We start from the raw sequence: 25,185 nt of genomic DNA on the forward strand, positions 1-25,185 counted from the left end.
TCTTTCTATGCAAACTCAACTCGCCCCTCAATTTGCCAATACGCCGGAAGGTATCGAGGCAGCCCGCATTCTGGGTAAATGTGTTCACTGCGGTTTTTGTACTGCTACCTGCCCAACGTATCAGCTGCTTGGTGATGAGTTGGACGGTCCTCGTGGGCGCATTTATCTCATCAAGCAAATGGCTGAAGGTCAGGCCCCGACTGAAAAAACCCGTCTTCATTTAGACCGTTGCTTAACCTGCCGCAATTGCGAGAGTACGTGTCCTAGTGGCGTGCAATACGGCAACTTAGTAGACATTGGTCGCAAGTGGGCTGAAGAAAATACTCCGGAGCGCCCACTCGGCCAAAGATTCACACGCTGGGCCCTAAAAGAGGGTTTAACCAAACCCGCTTTATTTAATTCAGCAATGGCTTTAGGTCGTTTAGTGCGTCCATTGATGCCAAGCGGTATTCAACGCAAGATTCCATTGGCAGTGAATAAAGCATTAAATAGCGCTACTGATGCCTATACAAGGCCTACCGCAGCCCATCAGCGCAAAATGGTTTTGCTCGAAGGCTGCGTTCAGCCGGGCATGCTGCCGAATATCAATTCAGCAACGGCGCGCGTTCTGGATGCATTAAAGATTCAATTGATCAGCGCGCCCAGTGCTACTTGCTGTGGAGCACTACGCTATCACCTCAATGATCAAGCTGGTGGATTAGATAATGCCAAACAAAATATTGATGCTTGGTGGCCTTTAGTAGAGAGTGGCGTAGAAGCGATTGTGATGACCGCATCAGGTTGCGGTGTCATGGTCAAAGATTATGGCCACCTCTTTGCAAATGATCCCAGCTACGCTTCCAAAGCTAAGAAGATTTCAGAACTCACGAAAGATATCTCTGAGATTCTTCCTTCACTAGAAAATGAATTAGTGCAGCTCGTAGGCACAGATCCTAAGCCAGGTGTGGTGTATCACCCACCCTGCACTTTGCAACATGGCCAGCAAATTCGGGGCAAAGTTGAGGGGCTCCTTACCAGCATTGGTATTGGTGTACGTTTATGTGCCGACAGTCATCTTTGCTGTGGATCTGCTGGTACATATTCCGTCACCCAACCAGAGTTATCTGAACAACTCCGCAAAAACAAGCTAACTCACTTAAATGCTGCTTGTGAAGAGTCTGGCGCCGAGGTTATTGTCTCTGGCAATATTGGCTGCATTACCCATCTCCAGCAAGATGACACTCCAGTAGTTCATTGGATTGAGATCGTAGATCAATTGATTAGCAAACCTTCTAAGGCCACATGAATTCCATAGTTGTAAATCTGATGCAAGTCAGAGAACGAATTGAGCTTGCTGCTTTAGAGGCAAAGCGTGAGCCTGAAGACATTGAACTTCTTGCGGTAAGCAAAACTTTCCCAACCTCTGCGATTGAGGAAGCTATGCATGCCGGTCAATCTGCTTTTGGTGAAAATTACGTCCAAGAAGCTGTAGAGAAAATTATTAAGCTCGAAAAGCTACGTCCTTGGCTGGTATGGCACTTTATCGGTCCACTACAAAGCAATAAGACTCGTGAGGTTGCCGAGCACTTTGATTGGGTTCACAGCGTAGATCGACTCAAAATTGCTGAACGCCTCTCCACTCAACGGGGTGAGTTTCCAGATTTAGCACCTCTTCAGGTTTGCGTCCAAATTAATGTGAGCGAGGAAGAGAGCAAAAGTGGTGTTTCTCAGACAGAGGTAGAGGTACTATGTAATGCTATTACCTCTTTACCCAACCTAGTTCTGAGGGGTTTGATGGCCATTCCTGCACCCAGCACAGATTCCGTTGAGCAGCGCCAGGCTTTTGCTGCAGTCCAAGATTGCTTTCAGCAGATTAAGGCTGCTCACGCTAACGATCTGGGATATCAATTCTTTGATACCCTGTCGATGGGCATGTCTGATGACTTAGAAGCTGCCATTATTGAAGGCAGCACTATGGTACGTGTAGGTTCAGCCATTTTTGGGAAGCGCGATAAGATTAGCAAATGAACTCAAATAAAATCGCACAAAACAATAGCAACGCCCACATTACCTTTATTGGTGGCGGCAACATGGGGCGCGCGCTCATCAGCGGCTTACTTGCAAGCGGATTTGAACCGAATCAAATCTCTGTGGTGGAAGCAAACGCCGCTACTGCCCTCAAGCTACATGCTGATTTTGGCGTTCAAGGTATTGGCGCTCTAGAGCAAATCGCTTTTGATTTCTCTAAAAATAATGTCGTTGTCATGGCAATCAAGCCTCAAGACTTTAATGTGGTTGCTAAGGAATTAGCGACTAAGTTAAAGCATGCAAGCGTACCCGGTCCATTGATTCTCAGTATTGCTGCAGGTATTCGCTTAAAAGATATGAGTCGCTGGCTAGACCACACACGTTGTGTACGTGCCATGCCCAATACTCCTGCCTTAATCGGCAAAGGAATTACCGGTCTCTTTGCAGATGCTGCAGTCGATCAATTTGACCGCGCACTTGCTGAAACAATTTGCAATGCAGTAGGTCAAGCAGTATGGGTTTCAGAAGAAAAGCTGATGGATGCAGTCACTGCCGTGTCTGGAAGTGGTCCCGCTTATGTCTTTGCTTTTCTAGAAGCAATGCAGTCGGCTGGCGAGAAGCTGGGCCTTGATACAGAGATAGCACGCAAACTAGCTTACGCAACCCTTGAAGGTGCTACTCAGTTAGCCCATAACTCTGATGAGCATGCTGGCGTTCTACGCGAGAGAGTCACCTCAAAAGGCGGCACTACTGCGGCAGCCCTCGATGTAATGAAGCAGCAGGGTTGGCACGAGATTTTAGAAAAAGCAATTGATGCTGCCAGTCAACGTGGCAAAGCTATGGGTGATGAACTCGGTCAGAACTAGTTCAGACTCAACCCCAGCACAATCCCGAGAAATAAGAATCCACCCAGCCAGTTGTTGTGGCGGAACGCTTTAAAGCAATTCTCACGATTGCGAGTTGCAACTAACTTCATGTGATAGATTGCACAAGCCAGTGCTGAGAACCAGCCTAAAAGGAAGTAATTACTTAAGCCGGCCATCTGCGCCACCCATAGCTGACTGATGAACAATATTCCATAACTTATTGCAATGGCGAGTACATCATAGTGCCCAAAAGTAATGGCAGATGTTCTCAGACCTAAACGCAAGTCGTCATCACGATCAACCATCGCATACGCCGTATCGTAGGCGATTGCCCAGAAAATATTACCGACAAATAAGATCCATGCCTCTATGGGAATGAAATCCAAAATGGCTGCATATGCCATCGGGATACCAAAACCAAAGGCAATACCTAAGACAGCTTGAGGCATTGCAAAAAAGCGTTTAGTGAAGGGATAAATAAAAGCGACTAGTAAGGCCAGTACTGAAAGCTGCTTTGTAAATGCATTCAAGGGCTGAATGAGTAAAAAGGCAATGAAAGCCAATAAGCCAGCAACAGCAACTGCTTCTTTACCGGAAATTTTTCCACTAGTAACGGGACGGCCCTGTGTTCTTTTAACGTGCCGATCAAAATCTTGATCCGCATAGTCATTAATTGCACAGCCTGCGCTGCGCATCAAAAAAGTGCCGAGAATAAAAATCAGCAGAATAGATAAATCAGGGGTGCCGCTACTGGCTAACCAGAGAGCCCAGAGCGTGGGCCACAATAGCAATAGCGTGCCAATAGGTTTATCCAACCTAATTAAATACCCATAAGAAATGAAACGCTCTTTTAAGCTCATGAAGCAATTATCAAGCTTTTAAGAACTCTGCACGAGATCCAAGCCAGCGCTCTAAATGACGTTCCACCAAATCAGTGTGCTCTGCGAGTAAGCGATCTGCCGCCTGCTGAGCCAGTTCAATTAGCCAAGCATCCCGCTGTAAATCGACAAAGCGCAACATAGCATCACCTGACTGCTTGGCACCAAGCAACTCGCCTGGACCACGAAGAGATAGGTCACGCTCGGCAATCACAAACCCATCCGATGTCTCACGTAAGGTTTGCAAGCGCTCTTTAGCAGACATCGAGAGCGGTTCGGCATACATCAAAATACAGACTGAATCTGCGGAACCCCTACCTACACGTCCCCTCAATTGATGAATCTGTGCATAGCCAAAACGCTCGGCGTGCTCAATCACCATCAGCGCTGCATTTGGCACATCTACCCCCACCTCTATGACTGTTGTAGCAACCAAAAGCTGAATCTCATTTGCCTTAAAAGCTGCCATGACAGCGGCCTTTTCTTCTGCTTTTAGCCTGCCATGCACTAAACCAACCTTAAAGTCAGGCAAAGCTTCGGTGAGCTGCTCAAAACTTTCTACTGCAGTTTGCAGTTGAAGCACTTCAGATTCCTCAATAAGGGGACATACCCAATACGCTTGCAATCCTTTAGAGAGCCAACCCTGCAAACCACCAATCACCTCATCACGGCGACTAGCTTTAACAACTTTGGTAGCAATGGGTTTTCTACCCGGGGGTAACTCATCAATTACAGAGACATCTAAGTCAGCGTAGTAAGTCATCGCTAAGGTGCGAGGAATAGGCGTAGCTGACATCATCAACTGATGGCAGTAAAACAATTCTGATCCAACCCGCTGTTGAATTTCTAAACGCTGCCTCACCCCAAAGCGATGTTGCTCATCAATAACTGCCAAGCCTAGCTTTGCAAAACTCACACTCTCCTGAATCAGGGCATGTGTGCCGACAATTAATTGAGCCTGCCCATTTTCAATGGCCTCTTGAGCCAGTCTTTTGTCTTTAGCTTTTAGACTTCCGGATAGCCATGCAATTTGCACTCCTAGAGGCTCAAACCACTCCTTCATCTTGAGATAGTGCTGTTCAGCCAAGATTTCGGTAGGGGCCATGATGGCAGCTTGATAGCCATGATCCATCACGCGGGCAGCCGCCAAGGCTGCAACCACGGTCTTGCCGCTGCCTACATCACCTTGTAGGAGGCGATTCATCGGGAAAGATTTTGTTAGATCATTGCTAATTTCAGACCAAACACGATCCTGCGCATTTGTTAATTTAAAAGGAAGCACTTTCAACAAGCCTTCTTCAAGACTTTGTACTCCTTCTTCTTTACCTTGAGATTTACCTTTGTCTTTTATAAAACTTGGCGCATGTCTCTCTCGGCGAATCGCATGCGCGCGCTTTAAAGAAATCTGTTGAGCTAGTAACTCTTCAAATTGCACTCGGCGCCACGCAGGATGAGTGCGCTCTAACAGTGATTGTGTGTTTGCATCTGCAGGTGGTTGATGCAAATAAGTAATCGCACTTTGTAAATTGGGCCAATCATTGCTGGGCAACAACTCCCCCATCAGTTTTTGAGGCAAGAATTCTGCCAAGCTATCTTGCAAACTGGGGTCACGCAAAGCTTGCGTTACTGCTTTACGAATAATGGTTTGTGAGACACCGACGCTGGCTGGGTAAACCGGAGTCAAACTAGCGGGCAAAGGTGCGTCTGGAGCTACAGCTCGCACAGTAGGATGCACCATCTCTGGACCCTGAAAACCTTCGCGCACTTCACCACGCACCCGAATATTGACCCCAACCGCCATCTGCTTTTGCTGGCTTGGGTAAAAGTTGAGAAAGCGAAGATTTAAAGTCTCGGTCTCATCCTCAATAGTGACTACCATCTGCCTTCTGGGTCGAAACAAGACCTGATTACGGATGACTACCCCCTGAGTCTGGGCTGAGTGAAATCTACCCTGGACAATTGCCTCCTCTATGGTGAGAAGCTCGGTCTCATCCTCATAGCGGGATGGCAAATGCAAAGCAAGGGCCATAGGGGTGTCTAAACCCATCTTTTGGAGTGTGCTTGGCGCTTGTTTAGTAGTCATCGTTAAAATCTAATACCTGATGGTAACGCTATGCAACTCTCCGACTTTAATTACGAACTCCCGCCCGATCTAATCGCCCAACATCCTTTGGCGAATAGAACCGATAGCCGCCTCTTAGAGGTTATGGCTGACGGGATGAATCACGCCCATCTGGTAGACAGACAGTTTAAGGACATTCTTAGCCTTGTGAAGCCTGGGGACTTATTAGTCTTCAATGACACGAAAGTCATCCCGGCTCGACTGCATGGCAAAAAAGAGACCGGCGGCATCGTTGAATTACTCATTGAGCGGATTAGCGGAGAAAAACAGGCTTGGGTACAAATTAGAGCGTCTAAGGTACCGAAGACTGGCAGCATCGTATATATCCACAATGAAGCAGGTGAGACATTTCCGGTTGAAAGGACTGGATATGACGGGCGCTTTTATGAGGTCCGCTTTCCTGAGAATGTATTTTCTCTATTGGAGCGCTTTGGCGAACTCCCCTTACCACCCTACATTGAGCATCAACCCGATGGCGAAGATGCGCAGCGCTATCAAACGGTAGTTGCTAAAAATCCAGGTGCAGTCGCTGCCCCAACAGCAGGCTTGCATTTTGATGAAACGATTTTGCAAGAACTGAAAATATTAGGTGTACAACAAGCAGCGGTTACATTACATGTGGGCGCTGGAACATTTACTCCGGTGCGCGAAGAAGACCTCTCAAAGCATAAGATGCACTATGAATGGTATTCAATACCTGAAGAAACCTTGCAAGCGATTGAGGCTACCAAGCAAAAAGGTGGGAGAGTGATTGCGGTGGGTACCACGAGTCTTCGAGCCCTGGAGAGCTTTGCAGCTAGCGGGCAAAGCAGTGGTGAGACCAACCTCTTTATCACCCCTGGCTATCAATTTAAAACTGTAGATTGTTTGTTAACTAACTTTCATCTGCCAAAATCTACTCTATTGATGTTGGTAGGCGCATTTGCGGGAATGGATAACATTCGCGCCGCTTATCAACATGCCATTCATCAGAAATATCGTTTCTTTAGTTATGGAGATGCGATGTTTCTTTGCCGACTCGAGAATACAAAGATATGACCAAACCTGTTCACTTTAATATCCTGGCGCGCGACTCACAAAGTCCTGCACGTCTTGGTCAGCTCGACCTTCCGCACGGCAGCGTGCAAACGCCAATCTTCATGCCAGTCGGAACCTATGGCACCGTGAAAGCGATGACACCGCGTGATCTCAATGAAGCAAAAGCACAAATTATTTTAGGTAACACCTTTCATCTCTGGCTGAGGCCAGGATTGGATGTCATTAAAAAACATGGTGGACTACACCGCTTTATGGGATGGGACAAACCTATTCTGACTGACTCGGGCGGCTTTCAAGTATTTAGCTTAGGAGCACTTCGTAAGATCTCTGAAGAGGGCGTGACCTTTGCATCACCGATCAACGGTGACAAATTATTTATGTCACCAGAAGTGTCAATGGAAATACAGGCCGTGCTTAATAGTGATATTGCCATGCAGTTTGATGAGTGCACTCCGTATGAAATCAAAGGTCAGCCGACTTCTGAAAAAACGGCACGTGCTTCGTTGGAGATGTCACTTCGTTGGGGTGATCGCTCTCTAAAGCGTTTTCGCGAACTCAATACCGGTAATGGACTTTTTGGGATTGTCCAAGGCGGCATGTTTGAGAATCTTCGTGAATTTTCTTTAGATGCTGTCAGCCAGCAAGGTTTTGATGGCATTGCCATTGGCGGCCTTTCGGTTGGGGAGCCAAAACCTGAATTTGAGCGGATTTTAAATTTCACCGCACCAAAACTGCCAGAGCATATGCCTCACTACCTCATGGGTGTGGGTACCCCAGAGGACCTCATTTTGGGGGTTAGCCTTGGAATTGATATGTTCGATTGCGTCATGCCTACCCGCAATGCCCGAAATGGCTGGCTCTTTACCCGTTTTGGCGACCTTAAGCTACGTAATTCAGGGTACAAGGACGATGATCGCCCTGTTGACCCTACTTGCGCCTGCTATACCTGCCAAAACTTCACCAGATCCTACTTAAATCACCTCCAAAAAGCGAATGAGATCCTGGGCTCCCAGCTCAACACCATCCACAACTTGTCTTATTACCTCCAGCTCATGACTGAGGTGCGCGAGGCACTCAGTAAAGATCGTTTTAGCGCCTATCGCGAGGAATTTCATAGCAATCGCCAGCGCGGCGTAGAGCCGGGACAGGACTAATAGCCCTACAGGGGGCAAAACCCCCTGCAAATCCCCTCCAAAGCCCCACACAGTTTAGAATTGCGGGTTACGACCTTAGCTATAAGGTCGCAAAATGACGCAGTTTTCAAATGGTAATTAACGGAGGTTATGTATGTGGATTAGTAACGCTTTTGCCCAAGCTCCTGCAGCGGGCGCAGATTCTGGTGGCTTAATGAGCTTCCTCCCCTTGATTTTGATGTTTGCAGTTTTGTACTTCATCATGATTCGCCCACAAATGAAGCGTCAAAAAGAAACTAAAGCAATGCTTGAGTCATTAGGCGTTGGAGATGAAGTGGTGACTGTTGGCGGCATTATGGGCAAAGTAACGGCCTTGAAAGATCAAGTAGTGACTGTTGAAATTTCTGCTGGCACTGAAGTACAAATGCAAAAAGGCGCTATCACTACAGTATTGCCAAAAGGCACTCTGAAGTCCGCTTAATGCATCCGCTTAATTTGTTTGTTTAAAAGTATCTCAATATGAATCGCTACCCTCTCTGGAAATATCTAGTCATTGCCATTGCATTACTGATCGGCGGACTATATTCATTACCCAATTTCTATGGTGAGGCTCCAGCGGTTCAGGTCTCGTCTGCCAAACCAACCATCAAGGTTGATTTGGCAACGCAGGCTCGTGTAGAAAAAATTCTCTCTGAAGCCAACATTAATAACACCGGCATCTTTTTTGAAGCGGCTGGCAATGTAGGCTCTATCAAAGTTCGCTTCAATAACACCGATATTCAATTACGCGCACGCGATCTCTTGCAGCAGAAGTTGAATGTGGATCAAAACGATCCCAACTACACCATTGCATTAAATCTACTATCCAATACTCCGGGATGGCTAAATGCGATCAATGCACTTCCAATGCCTTTAGGTCTTGACTTGCGTGGAGGTGTGTACTTCCTCCTCCAAGTGGATATGAAGGGCGCAGTACAAAAAAAGGTTACCTCTTTAGCAACCGATATTCGCAGCCAATTACGCGACAAGAACATTCGCCATCAAGGAATCGAGCGTGGCGCGGACTTTATCTCCATCAATTTCGGCAGTACTGCTGATGCCGAATCGGCTCGCTCCATGCTGATGACCAGTCAACCTGATTTGATTTGGCAAGTAAAGCCCACTGGCCTTTCACCCAAAGTAGTCGGTGAATTTAAACCTGCAGCCTTAAAAGAAATTCAAGACAATGCTGTTAAGCAAAACATTGTTACGCTCAATAAACGCGTAAACGAACTAGCAGTTAAAGAACCAGTAATTCAACAGCAAGGTGCCGAGCGCATTGTTGTGCAGCTACCAGGTGTACAAGATACAGCGCGCGCCAAAGACATCATTGGTCGTACAGCCACACTAGAGTCTCGCTTAGCTGATCCCTTGGTATCTACCATCGCTTTAGGTGAAACACCACCCCCAGGCATGGATACTTTCCGCTTTGGTGAAAACCGTTTAGGCGTATTTAAAAAGTCAGTGATTTTTAGTGGCGATCGTATTACCGATGCTAGTGCTGGCTTTGATCAAAATCAACGACCCGCTGTAAATATCTCCCTTGATTCTGCTGGCGGTCGCGTCATGCAAGAAGTGACTCGTGAAAACATTGGCAAACCAATGGGGATGATTCTCTTTGAAAAAGGCAAAGGTGAGGTTCTCACTATCGCCACCATCCAAAGCGAATTTGGTGCAAAGTTCCAGATTACTGGCCAACCAACCACTGAAAGCGCCAATGACTTAGCCCTCCTCTTGCGTGCTGGCTCACTAGCAGCGCCAATGGAAATCATTGAAGAACGCACCATAGGACCAAGTCTAGGCGCTGAAAATATCGAGAAGGGCTTTAAATCCCTCTTAATCGGTTTTGCCGCTATCGCAATTTTTATGATGGCTTACTACTTGTTATTCGGCACCTTCTCTGTTGTAGCCCTAGCAGTGAACCTTCTCTTACTCATCTCGGTACTCTCAATGTTGCAAGCCACTCTAACCCTGCCTGGTATCGCAGCGATGGCCTTGGCTTTGGGTATGGCGATTGACTCAAACGTATTGATTAACGAACGTATTCGCGAAGAACTTCGTAACGGCGCTTCACCACAAACAGCAATTTCTGTAGGTTTCGATAAGGCTTGGGCAACGATTTTGGACTCTAACGTAACGACTTTGATTGCAGGTCTCGCCTTGCTAGCATTTGGATCGGGCCCTATCAAAGGCTTCGCGGTAGTTCACTGTTTAGGTATTCTGACTTCAATGTTCTCGGCTGTCTTCTTCTCACGTGGCCTTGTAAACCTCTGGTACGGCAGACATAAGAAGATTCAAAAACTCGCTATCGGCCAAGTTTGGCGCCCACAGGAGAAATAAGCCATGGAATTTTTCCGAATCAAAAAAGATATTCCCTTTATGCGCCATGCATTGGTGCTCAATGCGATTTCTTTAATTACTTTTTTAGCGGCAGTCTTCTTCCTTTGGCATAACGGCCTTCATCTCTCCATTGAATTTACGGGTGGTACGGTCATGGAAGTGAGTTACCCACAGACCGCGCCCTTAGATTCAATACGGTCAAAGGTTGAGAAGCTCGGCTATGCAGATACTCAGATTCAGAACTTTGGTAGCTCACGTGATGTGATGATTCGCCTACCTTTGCAAAAAGATGCAGAAGGCAAGCTCATCTCATCAGCCGATCAAAGTAATTCAGTTATGCAAGCTCTTGATCCAGCAACGACTGGTGTAAAGCTTCAGCGTGTCGAATTTGTTGGCCCTCAGGTTGGTCAAGAGCTGGCTTTTGATGGCTTAAAAGCCTTGATCTTTGTGATCATTGGCATTGTGGTGTATCTGTCCTTCCGCTTTGAGTGGAAATTTGCAGTTGCCGGCATCATTGCGAACTTGCATGACATTGTCATCATCTTAGGTTTCTTTGCCTTCTTTCAGTGGGAGTTTTCCCTCTCGGTACTGGCAGCAGTATTGGCGGTTCTAGGTTACTCAGTCAATGAATCCGTAGTGATCTTCGACCGTATTCGTGAGAACTTCCGTAAGTATCGCAAGATGACTACTCGCGAAGTAATTGATAACGCAATTACCAGCACAATCAGCCGTACAGTCATTACTCACGGTAGTACTGAGATGATGGTTTTAGCAATGCTCATCTTTGGCGGCCCAACACTCTTCTACTTTGCATTAGCGCTGACCATTGGTATTTTGTTTGGTATCTACTCGTCAGTCTTCGTTGCTGCAGCATTAGCCATGTGGCTTGGTGTTACACGTGAAGATCTAGTGAAGGGTGATAAAAAGCCAGATGACAATGCCCGCAACGATGACCCCAACTATGGGGCTCGGGTTTAAGAACAGCTTTGTTGATCAAGGGCAGCTAAGATCTTCTTAGTTGCACCTTGATGCTCAATTGAGTAAGTCTTTGCGGCCGCACTCATTTTTACCAACTCGGCAGTATTCAAAAGCAATTCTTTTAAAGCCTCCATCAAAGCTACTGGTTCGCTCAGAATTAACTCGCCACGTACACGCTTAGCAGCACCAGTCCGAATAGCATCTAAAGCTGCCTGCTGAAAGTTATAGGTATGCTCACCCAGTAAAACAGGGCAGCTGGCAGCACAAGCCTCAATCAGGTTCTGACCACCAAAAGGTAGCAGGCTTCCACCCATTAATACCAAGTCTGAGGCGCTGTAATACATTGGCATCTCACCCATAGAATCACCAAGGACTACATCTAAACCAACACAATCAATAGGAAGACCAGTCCACTCACTGCGGCGACGGAACTTTAAATCAGCGCTACTAATCTGATCAGCTACTTCTGTAAAGCGTTCCGGATGGCGTGGCACCAAACATAACAAAGGCGGTGTTTTAAAGGCATTGCTTAAAAGCAAATCGCTCCAAGCTTTGAGAATGATAGCCTCCTCGCCATCACGTGTACTTGCAGCACACACCATTAAGCGATTACCTGCATGTATGTCCTGTTGCCAAACCTTACCTTGCTCTACGAGACCAGGGTCCAAAGGAACATCAAACTTCAGATTGCCCACAATCTTCACATTTTGAACGCCCAAGCTGCGATAACGTTCTGCATCAAATTCAGTTTGAGCCAAGATGCCCTCAAAAGCTTGAAATAATGCACGCCCTGCTTTGCCAAATTGATTGACACGGCGCGCACTGCGTTCAGATAAACGGGCATTAACCAAAAATAAGGGCAGGCCAATTTCTTTGCAGCGAAAGACTACCGTTGGCCAAGCTTCTGTTTCCATAAATAGACCGAACTTTGGCTTAAATGTTTTTAAGAAATACTCCACCGACCAACAGAGGTCATAAGGCAAATAGACTTGGCGAATTTGCCCAGTAGCAATCTCTTTAGCAAATAATTGCTTACCCGTACGACGCCCATTCAGAGTCATGTGGGTCAGTAAGATAGATTCGCCTCTGGCCAAGTAGGCATCGATTAATGGTTGAGCCGCGCGAGTTTCCCCTACGGATACCGCATGAACCCAAATCGATCCTTGGGTAACAGGCTTGTCGTAACCAAAACCGAGGCGCTCAGGAATGTGATGCAAATATGAGAATGCGTGACGCGCCCGCCAAGCTAGCCGCATGAATGCCAATGGCAACAAGAGATGCCACAGCAGTTGGTAAGCAGCAAACCAGATGCGGGGACGTGCCCCGTATTCTGAATTGTTAGTCAAACTCACTTTTTGAGACGTTCGGTCAACTCGACCGCTTTACCCAGATAAGAAGATGGCGTCATCTCCAACAAACGTGCTTTAGCATCTTCAGGGATCTTCAGACCTCGAATGAACGCTTGAAGATCTGCTTGATTAATGCCTTTGCCGCGAGTCAACTCTTTTAATTGCTCATAGGGATTTTCAATGCCATAACGGCGCATCACAGTTTGTACTGGCTCAGCCAATACTTCCCAACAAGCATCTAAATCAGCAGCAATTGCAGCGTGGTTTACCTCTAACTTGCCAAGACCGCGCAAGGCGCTGTCATAGGCTAAAACACTGTGCCCAAAGGCAGGGCCCAGATTACGCAAGACAGTGGAATCAGTAAGGTCGCGTTGCCAACGAGAAATTGGTAATTTTTCAGCAAGGTGACGCAGTAATGCATTAGCTACACCCAAGTTACCTTCAGAGTTTTCAAAGTCAATTGGGTTGACTTTATGCGGCATAGTAGATGAACCAATCTCACCTGCCTTAGTACGCTGCTTGAAATACCCAACTGAAATATAGGCCCAGAAGTCACGATCCATGTCCAAGAGAATCGTATTAGCACGAGCAATAGCATCAAAGAGTTGCGCCATGCCATCGTGCGGCTCGATCTGAATGGTGTAAGGGTTGAATGTCAAACCTAGTCGCTTCTCGACCACATTCTTAGAGAAATTTTCCCAATCAAAATCAGGGTAGGCAGATAAGTGGGCATTGTAGTTACCAACTGCACCGTTCATCTTGCCAAGTAGGGGAGCTGCAGCAATAGAATCGATTGCACGCTCTAAACGCTTGGCGATGTTCGCAATCTCTTTACCTAAGGTACTTGGCGAGGCTGGTTGACCATGAGTACGAGATAGTAAAGGTACTTTGGCATTTTCAAGCGCGAGCTCTGTTAATACCGAAAGGACTTTTCTCAGCTGGGGCAAAAGTACTTCATCACGCGCACCGCGCAACATCAAACCATGCGAAGTATTATTAATATCCTCTGATGTGCAAGCAAAGTGAATGAATTCACTTGCTTTTAATAAATCAGGACGACCAGCTACTTTTTCTTTTAAGAAGTACTCAACCGCTTTAACATCGTGATTGGTTACTGCTTCGATATCTTTAATGCGCTGTGCATCTTCATCCGAAAAGTTTTCAGGCAGCGACAGCAAAAAGGCTTCATCAGCAGCATTAATCTTGGGTACATCGGGAAGACCAGCAGAAGCTAAAGCCAAAAGCCAATGAATCTCCACAAAAACACGCTGGCGCATAAAAGCGGCTTCAGATAACCAAGGACGCAAAGCATCTAGTTTTCCGGCGTAGCGACCGTCAAGAGGGGAAAGAGCATTTAAGGTAGAAAGCGGCTGACTCACGAATATTGCCTTTGCATTGAATATGTCAATAAAGGCTAATTTTAATGCGTTCTGGGGTCCAGCAAAGCTCAAATAGGATGGCTATACTTGACCTTATGAAACTTATCGGATCCCTTACTAGCCCCTATGTACGTAAAGTACGCATTGTTTTTAACGAGAAAAAGGTCGATGTTGACCTCGAATTAGAGAATGTCTGGGCTGCAGACACCAAAATTAGTGCCACCAACCCCCTAGGGAAGGTCCCCTGCCTCATTTCTGACGATGGCGAGACTATCTACGATTCTCGGGTCATTGCTGAATATGCGGACGCTTTAAGCCCTGTTAGCAAGCTCATTCCTAGCGATAACCGCGAACGCGCCTCAGTTAAAACTTGGGAAGCGCTGGCTGATGGAGTTATGGACGCAGGTATTTTGGCTCGTTTAGAGCGCACCTTACGTCCACCAGAGCAACAAAGCCAAGCCTGGGTTGACCGCCAAATGGGCAAAATTGACGCTGCTCTTAGTCAAATGTCTGAGCAACTTGGCGAGAATCCTTGGTGTCATGGTAATCAAATGACTTTGGCAGATATCGCCGTTGGTTGTGCGATTGGTTACTTACTGTTTCGCTTCCCAGAAGTGAAATGGCAAACGCAATATCCAAACTTAGATCGCTTGTATCAAAAATTATTACAGCGGCCTTCGTTTATGGAAACTGTACCGCCTGCTGCTTAAATAAATTACTGCTTAAATTAAAAATGCCAATCAAGTTGATTGGCATTTTTGTTTCTGCTGTTTGATGATTCAATTTATGCAGAAATAATTCCGCCACCCAAACAAATATCTCCGTCATAGAGTACTGCAGATTGTCCAGGAGTCACTGCCCACTGCGCATCTGGAAAACTTAATTCAAAACTCAGTGCTTCAGCGCCAGCACTAAAAACGCAAGCGGAGTCTGCTTGACGATAACGCGTCTTCGCTGAATAGTTTCCAGGTGTTGGCGCTGCGCCAGATACCCAACTCGCGTCTATTGCAGAAAGCTTATGAGCCAATAACCACGGGTGTTCATGGCCCTGAGCTACATAGAGGGTGTTGTTAGGAACATCTTTACGCGCAACATACCAAGCATCACCATTTCCATCTTGGCTGCCGCCTAAACCAATGCCCTTACGTTGGCCTAGGGTGAAAAAAGCTAAGCCCATATGTTCGCCAACGGTCTTACCCTCTGGCGTTTTGATGGGACCGGGTACACGAGGTAGGTAGCGGTTTAAAAATTCTCTAAAAGGACGTTCGCCAATAAAACAAATACCAGTGGAGTCTTTCTTCTTTGCATTGTGCAAACCAATTTGCTCTGCAATTTTTCGGACTTCTGTTTTCGGAATTTCGCCAAGTGGAAACATCACTTTTGCTAATTGTTGCTGTGATAGACGGTGCAAGAAATAACTTTGATCTTTACTAGCATCCACTGCCTTTAATAATTGAACTTTGCCGCCCTCATGACGAACGCGTGCGTAATGTCCGGTAGCGATCGCATCTGCGCCCAAACTCATAGCGTGATCCAAGAAGGCTTTGAACTTAATTTCCGCATTACATAAAACGTCAGGATTAGGTGTTCTCCCTGCAGCGTATTCACGCAAGAAATCGGCAAATACCCGCTCTCGATACTCGGCAGCGAAATTTACCGCCTCAACATCGATTCCGATCATGTCTGCTACAGAGACAACATCCAGCCAATCCTGACGCGCGGAGCAGTACTCATCGTTATCGTCATCTTCCCAATTCTTCATAAAAAGGCCGATAACTTCGAAGCCTTGCTCTTTGAGCATCCATGCGGCAACCGACGAATCTACCCCTCCAGACATGCCAATAACGACTTTCTTGGTCTGGGGCGACGGGATTGCAGAAGAATTGAGCGGGATCATCAAAAAATGCGAGAATTCAATATAAGCTGACAGACCATATTGTAGAAGTCTTAGCCCAATTTCACAGGATTTTGGGTAAAAACCAAGCAAGCGGACTTCGGGGTAAGTAAATAGGTGCAACTAGCCCTATTTAACTAAAATAGATTTTTTGAAAAATTTTGCTTTTGGAGACATGCCATGCGCATAGGAGTGCCACTGGAAACAAGGCCTGGGGAAACTCGAGTAGCCGCTACACCAGAAACCGTTAAAAAACTCATCGGTCAAGGTCATACTGTTGTTATTCAAAAAGACGCCGGGTTAAAAGCAAGCCAACCTGACTCTGCATATGAGGCTGTTGGCGCAAGCATTGGTAGCGCTGCAGATGCCTTCGGAGCTGAGATTGTTCTTAAGGTGCGCGCTCCTGAAGCAGCTGAACTTAAGCAAATTAAGTCTGGCGCTGTACTCCTTGGAATGCTCGATCCATTTGATAACGACATGATTGCCGCGATGGCTGCGCAAGGTATTACCGCCTTCTCATTAGAAGCTGCGCCTCGAACAACCCGCGCTCAAAGCATGGACGTTTTGTCTTCGCAAGCCAATATTGCTGGATACAAAGCGGTGATGGTTGCTGCAAATGAATATCAACGCTTTATGCCAATGCTGATGACAGCTGCGGGTACCGTTAAAGCAGCTCGAGTATTAATCTTGGGCGCAGGTGTTGCTGGTTTACAAGCAATTGCAACTGCAAAGCGTCTAGGTGCTGTGATTGAAGCATCTGATGTTCGTCCTGCCGCTAAAGAACAAATCGAATCTTTGGGGGCGAAGTTTGTTGATGTTCCCTATGAAACTGATGAAGAGCGCGAAATTGCTCAAGGCGTTGGTGGCTATGCCCGCCCAATGCCTGAAGCTTGGATGAAGCGTCAAGCAGCTTTGGTTGCAGAGCGTGCGCAGCAGGCTGATATCGTAATTACTACTGCATTGATTCCAGGCCGTAAACCTCCCGTTCTTCTACATAGCGATACTGTTGCCAATATGAAGCCAGGCTCGATTGTGATTGACTTGGCAGCTGGTAAAGGCGATAACGGCTCAGGCAACTGCCCTTTGACACAGGCAGACAAGGTGGTTGATGTGAATGGTGTGAAGATTGTTGGATACACCAATTTAGCCAGCATGGTTGGTGCTGATGCTTCGGCGCTTTACTCACGTAACTTGCTCGACTTTATGAAACTCATAGTAGATAAAGATGCGAAATTGGTTATCCCGAGTGATGACGATATCGTTACTGCTTGCTTAATGTGTCGTGATGGCCAAGCCATCCGCAAAAACTAATAGTAAAAATACTAAGGAAACACTATGGATCTCGCTGCCTTTCAAAGTATCCTCACCGTTCAAAACATTACCGTGTTTGTACTGGCCATTTTTGTCGGCTACCACGTCGTATGGAACGTTACCCCAGCATTGCATACGCCTTTAATGGCGGTGACTAATGCCATCTCCGGCATCATCATCGTAGGCGCATTACTGCAAACCGAAGTAATCGGTGGTGATGAAATTACGCTCACCAGCATCATTGGTGCGGTAGCGGTATTTCTTGCCTCTATCAATATTTTTGGTGGCTTTATGGTCACCCGTCGCATGCTTGAAATGTTCAAGAAAAAAGCTCCTAAAGCTGATGCGGCTGGAACCAAGTAAACCTAGAACAAGACCTATATAGAGACCAAAACTATGTCAAACATAACCGCTATTTCTTATCTCATTTCATCGGTGTTGTTCATCCTCGCTTTGCGTGGCCTATCCTCACCAACCACCTCACGCCAAGGTAATACCTTCGGCATGATTGGTATGTTGTTAGCAGTCATCACCACCTTCCTCATTCCTGACTTCAAACCAGTCATCTCCCTCATTGGTATTGCTATCGTTGGTGGCGCCATTATTGGAACCATTGCAGCTAAGCGCGTGCAAATGACCAAGATGCCTGAATTAGTTGCGTTGATGCACTCTTTTGTAGGTCTATCTGCAGTATTGATTGCAATTGCAGCCGTGTTTAATCCTGCACATGAACATACTGGTGCGCAGAAGATTGAACTCTTTATCGGCGCATTTATTGGCGCTATTACCTTTACCGCTTCTGTGATTGCTTTCGGGAAGTTGTCAGGTAAGGTTAGCGGTAAGCCAGTGAGTTTTGCTGGTCAGCACTTGCTCAACTTGCTATTGGCTCTTTCCATGGTGGGTGCTGGCATCGCGTATTACATGGGCGATAGTCATGCTGCTTTCTTGGCTATGTGTGCGATTGCCTTGGTATTGGGCGTGACTTTAATCATTCCGATTGGCGGCGCTGATATGCCAGTGGTTGTATCCATGCTCAATAGTTATTCTGGCTGGGCGGCAGCGGGTATTGGCTTTACCCTTAATAACCCAGTGTTAATTATTGCTGGTGCTTGCGTAGGCTCATCTGGCGCAATTCTGTCTTACATCATGTGTAAGGCTATGAATCGCTCTATTTTGGCTGTATTACTCGGTGGCTTTGGCGCCGAAGCTGCCGCAGGTGGTGGCGATGATGGCAGTCCTAAAAATTACAAAACAGGCTCACCTGAAGATGCTGCCTTCCTGATGGAGAATGCTGATACCGTAATCATCGTTCCTGGATATGGCTTAGCAGTTGCCCGTGCTCAACATGCCTTAAAAGAGTTAACTGAAAAATTAACCCACCATGGTGTAACCGTGAAGTATGCAATTCATCCAGTAGCTGGTCGTATGCCTGGTCATATGAACGTTCTCCTAGCTGAAGCAGAAGTTCCATACGACCAAGTATTTGAAATGGAAGATATCAATAGCGACTTTGGCCAAGCTGACGTGGTATTGGTTCTTGGTGCTAATGACGTGGTTAACCCAGCGGCACGCACTCCAGGTAGCCCGATTTTTGGCATGCCAATCTTGGAAGCATTTAAAGCGAAAACTATTATTGTTAATAAGCGCTCAATGGCTGCCGGTTATGCAGGCCTGGACAATGAACTTTTCTACATGGATAAAACCATGATGGTCTTCGGTGATGCGAAGAAGGTGGTTGAGGAGATGGTTAAGGCAGTTGAGTAAACTCAAGCTTCAGACTATCAAATAATTAACCGCCTTCGGGCGGTTTTTTATTTCCAGTTATATTTAGCTGTAAATTAATTTTTTAACAAGTGATCAGGGGGTAGATCATGCACGCAACGCTCGTGCATTCTCATAAAAAGTTTCTCTAAATTTTTAGCAAACAATGGAGTATTAAATAGTGGTCCTGACAAACGGTTGCGAGACAAGCGCCCCTTTATCTCAATTAGCTTTTGAGGGTTTAATGCCAACTCAATTGCCAAATTCTCGTACTCTTGTAATGTGTGCGTTACCAGCTCAGGAATCTCAATGGCTTTAAGTAGACTGGCTGCTACCCTACCCGCAAAAGCATCCCCATTTTTTGTAAGCACAGGGACCCCTGCCTTTAATGCATCTAAGGCCGTGGTATGAGCATTGTATGGACTGGTATCCAAGAAAAGATCGGCCAGGGCAATACGGGTCAAATGATCTTCCATCGGATCGACTTTTGCAGCGAATATAACTCGCTGTGAATTTATTCCAAGCTTTTCGAACTCATTGTGTAAATTTTTCCTAAACGTGGCATTGTTTTCAGAAAGCCAAAGAACACTATTTGAAACTCGGGATAAAATTCTTGCCCAACTTTGTATTACTTCAGAATTAAATTTATAGCTGTTATTAAAACAACAGAAAACAAAGCCCTTTTCTGGCAACCCAAATTCTGACCTAGCAAATAATTTCTGTGAAGGCACTCTAGAAGAATCATCAACCATGTAGGTGTCAGGGAGATACGCAACTTTTTCGGTATAAAGTTCGCGACTTTTTTCCGGAATGACGACTTCATCTGCAATGATGTAATCCATGAAATCCGTACCCGTTGTGCCTGGATATCCTAAGTAGTTCACTTGAATTGGGGCAGCTCTATAAGAAAAAATACCGGTTCTAGAGTCCTCGGTTAAGCCCGATAGGTCAATAGCAATATCTACACCTAATTTACGAGCATATCTAGCAACCTCGATATCAGACATCGAAGAGACGTCTATAAAGAGATCGAATGCATTAGTTAAGCGTGACCTCATAAAATCTGTTGCGGGAGCCTGCTCTAATGAAAATGCATAGATTTCAAATAAATCCCTATCGTGTAATTCAAAGAGCTCAGCGGTTAAATAAGAAACAGGATGCTCACAAAAATCCCCCGAAAAATATCCAAGGCGAATTTTTTTATTCTTATACTCCTTTACCAAGCTTCCCAACGCAGGGTTATAGGGAAATTTTTCATGAGCATATGTTTTTGCAACCTTAAAATGCAGAGTACTGTCATCGATTAGTGAAAGCGCAGAAAAGGGTGTAATTGCTTTTTCATGAGAACGAAGTTTATTTTTTAATAACTCAATACTCTCTTGAAGATTTTTCCACATACCTAGCTTGAGTTTTAGATGAAGAGCGTCTCCAAAAGCCCAATCAATATCAGTCTTATAAGCTAGAGCCTTGTCATAACAAGCAGAGGCTTCTTCATAATGTTTCAGCATTTGCAGGGCCACTGCTTTATTAGCCCAAGCTTCAGGGTATTGAGGCGCATCACTCAAAGCATTCTCGAAACACGATAGCGCCTCCTCGTGACGCTTTAACATCAAGAGGGTTGCACCCTTGTTTGACCAAGCTTCAAAGTGGTCCGGCTTAAAACTAAGTGCTTTGTCATAGCAAGATATTGCATCCTCATATCTCTTGAGAGAATATAAGAGTACGGCCTTATTTGCCCAGGCTTCAGCATGATCCGGCCTATAAACTAAAGCGCGCTCATAGCAAATTAAAGCATCCTCATATTTTTTTAAATCATGAAGTGTATCTGCTTTATTAAACCAAGCCATTGAATAATCTGGCTGATAACTCAATGCCTTATCGCAAGATTCGCAGGCCTGTACATATTGCCTTAAATTTTTTAGGGGAATACTGCGATTTGACCAGGCCTCAAAAGATGCTGGGCTTAATTTAATAGCCTCATCATAAGAATCAATCGCCTCTTGATAGCGCTCTAAATGATTTAAGGCCACCCCTTTATTTAGCCATGCTTCAGGTATATCCCTCTTTAAGGCAATTGCACACTCCAATACCTCAAGAGCAACCTTGTAATTGTTTAAGTCATTTAAAAGGGCGCCTTTATTTATAAGGATATCTGGGTCTTCAGGGTTAATTATTAAAGCTAAATCATATGCGGCAATTGCACCCAGAAGATCTCCTTGCATTGCGCGTATCAGAGCTAAATTAAAAGGAATCCTAGAGTCATCCTGATTGTTTAGTTGCAATTCTTCAAATATTATCCGCGCATCGGAAGATCGATTATTTTGAGCACAAGCAAGCCCAATTTGAAATATTGAATTTTTATTCTCAACATCTTGGCGAATAGTCTCTTGCAATAGTAGATGATTACTATCAAGTTGATTATCGCGAATAGCTTCAATAATTTTCGCAATGAGGGGGGATTGAATGTTGCTCATATAAAAATATTTTTAAACACTCACTCTGGATACCAATACTCATTAACTCTAACCGGCTCCAGAAAATGCTGTTTATTCTTTCGAATGCCAACTATAACAAATTAAAAATGTCTGATTTAAAAGATAAGTATTTTTTATTTGAATGCAAGCTACGTCCCCGTTTGCATCAGTGATGGTAGCGCAACCACCAAGAACTTCAATTAAATAACCACTATTGGCTGGTTTTTTATTACACTAGGTAAACACATTAATATAGCCATCAACCACCTTAAGAAAGTTAGCTATGCATTATTTCATGGAGAATCACGTCAATGTAGTGAGATATGCTCCTTATATTTTTCTAGTATCTATTCTCATTTTTTTTAGCATTGGCTGGATCTTTGGTAAATACCGTCTTCGCATTTCAGACAAGGTAATCGTTCAAGATTATTTAGCATCAGCAATCTTCGGCTTATCCGCTCTTGTTCTCGGTTTTACATTCTCGGGTGCGAATGATCATTTTGATCAACGCGTAAGTCTCATGCGTGCACAAGCGGATGCCATCACTCAAATCTACCAATCTAGTAAGTATCTCGCTCCAAAAGATCAAATTGCAGTACGAAACTCTCTTAAAGAAATCATTGCGGATCGACTATCGATTTATCAAGGTATTCGCACATTCGTAGCACTCAATGAAAATGTAGCCAACTTGGGAAGCAAGTTAAATGAGTTTAATGAATTGATGATGGTGAGCATTCCTCGCGCACCGTCGAATAACAGGGACTTGGCAGATAAGATTTTGAGGCCGCAAGTAGACCGTCTCATGGAGGTCATGAGAGACGGAATGTTAAATTCCAGACACCACCCCCCCGCCATTCTTGAGCGCTTTTTATTTACTCTTCTGACGATTGGCGCACTTTTAAGTGGTTACGCTATGGCAATTAAGAAGGAAGAGGATTGGTTTTTAACCATTATTTATCTGGCGCTCATGGGATTTGCTCTGTATGTCATCTTCGCACTAGAGTTCCCGAATGAACTATTCCCATATGAGGCCTTCAATGCTGACTTATTGCGGACACAAACTCTGTTGCAATAATCTACTGAGAAGCCTATCTTCTTTGATAGCTATTGGATAAATTGTCCTGCAGAACATAGGCAATGCCATTGGCTATTAAAGAAAGGTCTTGATCTAACACTCGGCTACGGTATGTCCAGCCAGCAGGTAATTTCAACTGCTCACTTAATACAGGTAAGTCTTTCATATTCAAGTGTGGGTTGACTATTTGTGAGTATGACTGCATCACATAGACATCTCCTGCAGGAGATGTGAGTTCGTAAACAGCACTACCAGCTCTGTAGATAAAATTAGTTATGCGGTTAATTTCATTAGGGGTGAAGTTTTTGCTGCCCATGAGTTGCTTAAACAAGCTCAACTGTACCGTTGCACGTAAATTCATCTCAATGCCACCAAAGGATTCTTTTACATCATTCACGGTATTGCCTGCTGCTTGAATTTCATCCATCGTCCAATAGCGTGGGCCATTTAAATAAACAAATGAGACGTCAAAATTTTGGGCGATAGATTCTTTATTGAGTGCGTGCCACTGGGTTTCAGGACAAAGATTAAGGCCTTGAGTATTAAAAACTTTCACCTCCAGTTTGAGCCAGTCGCGCTTACCCATCAGCACCTCACAATAGCGCTGGTTACGAAGATTGGAAATGCTCTTTTGATATGAGAATTCAGGTTTGGCAGGTTGGGCAATTACATCACCAGAACCTGAGAAATAGACCATGAAGACTAAAAACACACTAATACAGTGAGTTGCCAGATTGCGACCAGTCATATTGATGCCCATTTAAAGGTAAATTTTGATACAGCTTACACCCAAATAAAAACGCCCGGTCTTTTGAACCAGGCGTTTTTTACTTCTTCAGCTAGATTGCCGAGGAAATTGACAGCTATTACATCATGCCGCCCATTCCACCCATGCCGCCCATGCCGCCCATATCAGGCATACCGCCAGCACCAGATTCATCTTTTGGTGCTTCGGAGATTGCGCAATCGGTAGTCAATAACAAGCCAGCAACAGAAGCCGCATTTACCAATGCAGTTTTTGTTACCTTAGTTGGATCAATAACGCCTTGCGCAACGAGGTCACCGTATTCACCAGTAGCTGCGTTGTAGCCGTTATTACCTGTGCTTGCTTGTACTGCATTAACAACTACACCAGCATCTTCACCAGCATTGCTAACGATCGTACGTAATGGCTCTTGCATTGCGCGCAATACGATGCTGATACCAGCGTCTTGATCAGCGTTATCGCCTTTCAAGCCCTTGATACCTTGCATTGCACGAATCAGAGCAACGCCACCACCAGGAACAATACCTTCTTCAACGGCTGCACGAGTTGCATGTAATGCATCATCAACACGAGCCTTCTTCTCCTTCATCTCTACTTCAGTAGCAGCGCCAACACGAATCACTGCAACACCGCCAGCCAATTTGGCTACGCGCTCTTGCAATTTTTCTTTGTCGTAGTCGCTAGTCGCTTCTTCGATCTGAACACGAATGTTCTTCACACGAGCTTCAATCGCTTTAGCATCGCCAGCACCGTCAATGATGATGGTGTTTTCTTTACCTACTTCGATACGCTTTGCTTGACCCAAGTGCTCAAGAGTTGTTTTCTCGAGTGTGAGACCAATTTCTTCAGCGATCACTGTACCGCCAGTCAAAATCGCGATGTCTTCCAACATGGCTTTACGACGATCGCCGAATCCTGGAGCCTTAACGGCGCAGGTCTTGATGATGCCGCGAATGTTGTTTACAACCAAAGTTGCCAAGGCTTCGCCTTCAACATCTTCTGCAATGATCAACAATGGACGACCAGACTTCGCTACTTGCTCAAGCACTGGGAGCAAATCACGGATGTTGGCGATCTTTTTGTCAAACAAGAGCACGTATGGGCTTTCCAATACGGCAACTTGCTTTTCTGGTTGATTAATGAAGTACGGGGAAAGATAGCCGCGGTCAAACTGCATACCCTCAACCACTTCCAACTCATCTTCCAAAGACTTGCCATCTTCAACAGTGATAACACCTTCTTTGCCTACTTTTTCCATTGCTTCTGCAATGCGTTGACCAATACTATGGTCGCTGTTTGCAGAGATAGAGCCTACTTGAGCAATTTCTTTAGTAGTTGTGCAAGGCTTGCTAATTTTTGCGAGCTCTTCGATTGCAGCTGTCACAGCTTTATCGATACCGCGCTTCAAGTCCATTGGGTTATGGCCTGAAACAACATACTTCATGCCTTCGCGCACGATAGACTGAGCCAATACAGTAGCGGTAGTTGTACCATCACCAGCGATGTCTGCAGTTTTGGAAGCAACTTCCTTAACCATCTGTGCACCCATATTCTGGAGCTTGTCTTTCAGTTCGATTTCTTTTGCTACAGATACACCGTCTTTAGTGATAGTTGGTCCACCAAATGAACGCTCAATCACCACATTGCGACCTTTTGGTCCCAAAGTTGTTTTCACTGCATTAGCAAGAATGTTGACGCCTTCGACCATCTTGGTGCGGGCGCTATCTCCAAATACAACGTCTTTTGCTGCCATGATTAAATTCCTCTCTTAAATA

21 protein-coding genes are annotated in these 25,185 nt (G+C 45.4%); 13 read left to right on the forward strand and 8 right to left on the reverse strand.

All coding sequences use genetic code 11. The features are described from left to right. Window positions 1-7 precede the first annotated feature (7 nt). From glcF to proC, 3 genes are read left to right on the forward strand one after another with little or no spacing between them, the layout of a single operon-like run. Complete coding sequence (gene glcF, locus AOC20_RS08255; protein WP_215360156.1) at window positions 8-1,285, forward strand: glycolate oxidase subunit GlcF; 1,278 nt, start codon at window positions 8-10, stop codon at window positions 1,283-1,285. Then, the gene (locus tag AOC20_RS08260; RefSeq protein WP_215360159.1) at window positions 1,282-2,007 is read left to right on the forward strand and encodes a YggS family pyridoxal phosphate-dependent enzyme; all 726 of its coding nucleotides are present in this window, start codon (window positions 1,282-1,284) and stop codon (window positions 2,005-2,007) included. Before glcF ends, AOC20_RS08260 begins: the two co-directional genes overlap by 4 nt. Continuing rightward, a complete protein-coding gene (proC, locus tag AOC20_RS08265; protein WP_215360161.1) occupies window positions 2,004-2,873 on the forward strand; it encodes a pyrroline-5-carboxylate reductase in 870 nt (289 codons plus the stop codon). The genes AOC20_RS08260 and proC overlap by 4 nt, the downstream gene beginning before the upstream one ends. Here the strand turns inward: proC and ubiA are convergent. Together ubiA and recG are read right to left on the reverse strand one after the other, a co-directional pair. Continuing rightward, entirely contained in the window at window positions 2,870-3,733 is an 864-nt protein-coding gene (gene ubiA, locus AOC20_RS08270; protein WP_215360163.1) for a 4-hydroxybenzoate octaprenyltransferase, read from the reverse strand. The two genes, proC and ubiA, sit on opposite strands and share 4 nt — an antisense overlap. 10 nt (window positions 3,734-3,743) lie before the next feature. Further along, window positions 3,744-5,834, reverse strand: coding sequence for an ATP-dependent DNA helicase RecG (gene recG, locus AOC20_RS08275; protein ID WP_215360165.1), 2,091 nt, complete (start codon window positions 5,832-5,834; stop codon window positions 3,744-3,746). 30 nt (window positions 5,835-5,864) lie between these two features. On the opposite strand from recG, the gene queA reads away from it, so the two are divergent. The 5 genes from queA to secF all read left to right on the forward strand — a co-directional run bounded on the left by queA (window position 5,865) and on the right by secF (window position 11,401). After that, window positions 5,865-6,911, forward strand: a complete 1,047-nt coding sequence (gene queA / locus AOC20_RS08280) for a tRNA preQ1(34) S-adenosylmethionine ribosyltransferase-isomerase QueA (RefSeq protein ID WP_215360167.1) — start codon at window positions 5,865-5,867, stop codon at window positions 6,909-6,911. Next, entirely contained in the window at window positions 6,908-8,065 is a 1,158-nt protein-coding gene (gene tgt / locus AOC20_RS08285; RefSeq protein ID WP_072582910.1) for a tRNA guanosine(34) transglycosylase Tgt, read from the forward strand. The genes queA and tgt overlap by 4 nt, the downstream gene beginning before the upstream one ends. A 133-nt stretch (window positions 8,066-8,198) precedes the next feature. Then, window positions 8,199-8,525, forward strand: coding sequence for a preprotein translocase subunit YajC (gene yajC / locus AOC20_RS08290; RefSeq protein WP_068320905.1), 327 nt, complete (start codon window positions 8,199-8,201; stop codon window positions 8,523-8,525). A gap of 38 nt (window positions 8,526-8,563) precedes the next feature. Then, complete coding sequence (secD, locus tag AOC20_RS08295; protein WP_215360169.1) at window positions 8,564-10,423, forward strand: protein translocase subunit SecD; 1,860 nt, start codon at window positions 8,564-8,566, stop codon at window positions 10,421-10,423. A gap of 3 nt (window positions 10,424-10,426) precedes the next feature. After that, window positions 10,427-11,401, forward strand: coding sequence for a protein translocase subunit SecF (gene secF, locus AOC20_RS08300; protein WP_215360171.1), 975 nt, complete (start codon window positions 10,427-10,429; stop codon window positions 11,399-11,401). On the opposite strand, the gene AOC20_RS08305 is transcribed toward secF, so the two are convergent. Both AOC20_RS08305 and purB read right to left on the reverse strand, forming a co-directional pair. Further along, the gene (locus AOC20_RS08305; RefSeq protein WP_215360173.1) at window positions 11,398-12,753 is read right to left on the reverse strand and encodes a 3-deoxy-D-manno-octulosonic acid transferase; all 1,356 of its coding nucleotides are present in this window, start codon (window positions 12,751-12,753) and stop codon (window positions 11,398-11,400) included. The two genes, secF and AOC20_RS08305, sit on opposite strands and share 4 nt — an antisense overlap. Then, on the reverse strand, window positions 12,750-14,129 hold the full coding sequence (purB, locus tag AOC20_RS08310) for an adenylosuccinate lyase (RefSeq protein ID WP_215360175.1): 1,380 nt from the start codon (window positions 14,127-14,129) through the stop codon (window positions 12,750-12,752). Before purB ends, AOC20_RS08305 begins: the two co-directional genes overlap by 4 nt. 95 nt (window positions 14,130-14,224) lie before the next feature. Between purB and AOC20_RS08315 the strand changes: the two genes are divergently transcribed. Then, window positions 14,225-14,839 carry a glutathione S-transferase gene (locus tag AOC20_RS08315; RefSeq protein ID WP_215360177.1) on the forward strand — a complete coding sequence of 205 codons (615 nt, stop codon included), beginning with the start codon at window positions 14,225-14,227 and terminating at the stop codon, window positions 14,837-14,839. A gap of 74 nt (window positions 14,840-14,913) precedes the next feature. Here AOC20_RS08315 and mnmA read toward each other — a convergent pair whose 3' ends face one another. After that, window positions 14,914-16,026 carry a tRNA 2-thiouridine(34) synthase MnmA gene (gene mnmA, locus AOC20_RS08320; RefSeq protein ID WP_215360179.1) on the reverse strand — a complete coding sequence of 371 codons (1,113 nt, stop codon included), beginning with the start codon at window positions 16,024-16,026 and terminating at the stop codon, window positions 14,914-14,916. A gap of 177 nt (window positions 16,027-16,203) precedes the next feature. Between mnmA and AOC20_RS08325 the strand changes: the two genes are divergently transcribed. The 3 genes from AOC20_RS08325 to AOC20_RS08335 are packed head-to-tail and all read left to right on the forward strand — an operon-like array spanning window position 16,204 to window position 19,098. After that, complete coding sequence (locus AOC20_RS08325) at window positions 16,204-17,334, forward strand: Re/Si-specific NAD(P)(+) transhydrogenase subunit alpha (RefSeq protein WP_215360181.1); 1,131 nt, start codon at window positions 16,204-16,206, stop codon at window positions 17,332-17,334. Between the two features lie 24 nt (window positions 17,335-17,358). Then, a complete protein-coding gene (locus AOC20_RS08330; protein ID WP_011903634.1) occupies window positions 17,359-17,697 on the forward strand; it encodes a proton-translocating transhydrogenase family protein in 339 nt (112 codons plus the stop codon). Between the two features lie 33 nt (window positions 17,698-17,730). Next, window positions 17,731-19,098, forward strand: a complete 1,368-nt coding sequence (locus AOC20_RS08335) for an NAD(P)(+) transhydrogenase (Re/Si-specific) subunit beta (protein ID WP_215360183.1) — start codon at window positions 17,731-17,733, stop codon at window positions 19,096-19,098. A 74-nt stretch (window positions 19,099-19,172) separates the two neighbouring features. Here the strand turns inward: AOC20_RS08335 and AOC20_RS08340 are convergent, their stop codons facing one another. Then, window positions 19,173-21,569, reverse strand: coding sequence for a tetratricopeptide repeat protein (locus AOC20_RS08340; protein ID WP_215360185.1), 2,397 nt, complete (start codon window positions 21,567-21,569; stop codon window positions 19,173-19,175). A 283-nt stretch (window positions 21,570-21,852) separates the two neighbouring features. Here AOC20_RS08340 and AOC20_RS08345 point away from each other — a divergent pair, with 283 nt between their 5' ends. After that, window positions 21,853-22,644: a hypothetical protein gene (locus AOC20_RS08345; protein WP_215360187.1), complete on the forward strand. Its 792-nt coding sequence runs from the start codon at window positions 21,853-21,855 to the stop codon at window positions 22,642-22,644. A 13-nt stretch (window positions 22,645-22,657) separates the two neighbouring features. On the opposite strand, the gene AOC20_RS08350 is transcribed toward AOC20_RS08345, so the two are convergent. Both AOC20_RS08350 and groL read right to left on the reverse strand, forming a co-directional pair. After that, entirely contained in the window at window positions 22,658-23,392 is a 735-nt protein-coding gene (locus AOC20_RS08350) for a hypothetical protein (RefSeq protein ID WP_215360189.1), read from the reverse strand. 118 nt (window positions 23,393-23,510) lie between these two features. Next, window positions 23,511-25,163 carry a chaperonin GroEL gene (gene groL, locus AOC20_RS08355; RefSeq protein ID WP_215360191.1) on the reverse strand — a complete coding sequence of 551 codons (1,653 nt, stop codon included), beginning with the start codon at window positions 25,161-25,163 and terminating at the stop codon, window positions 23,511-23,513. Between the last annotated feature and the right edge of the window lie 22 nt (window positions 25,164-25,185).

Origin of the sequence: Polynucleobacter ibericus (genome assembly GCF_018687955.1) — a bacterium.
In the GTDB taxonomy this organism is placed as follows: domain Bacteria; phylum Pseudomonadota; class Gammaproteobacteria; order Burkholderiales; family Burkholderiaceae; genus Polynucleobacter; species Polynucleobacter ibericus.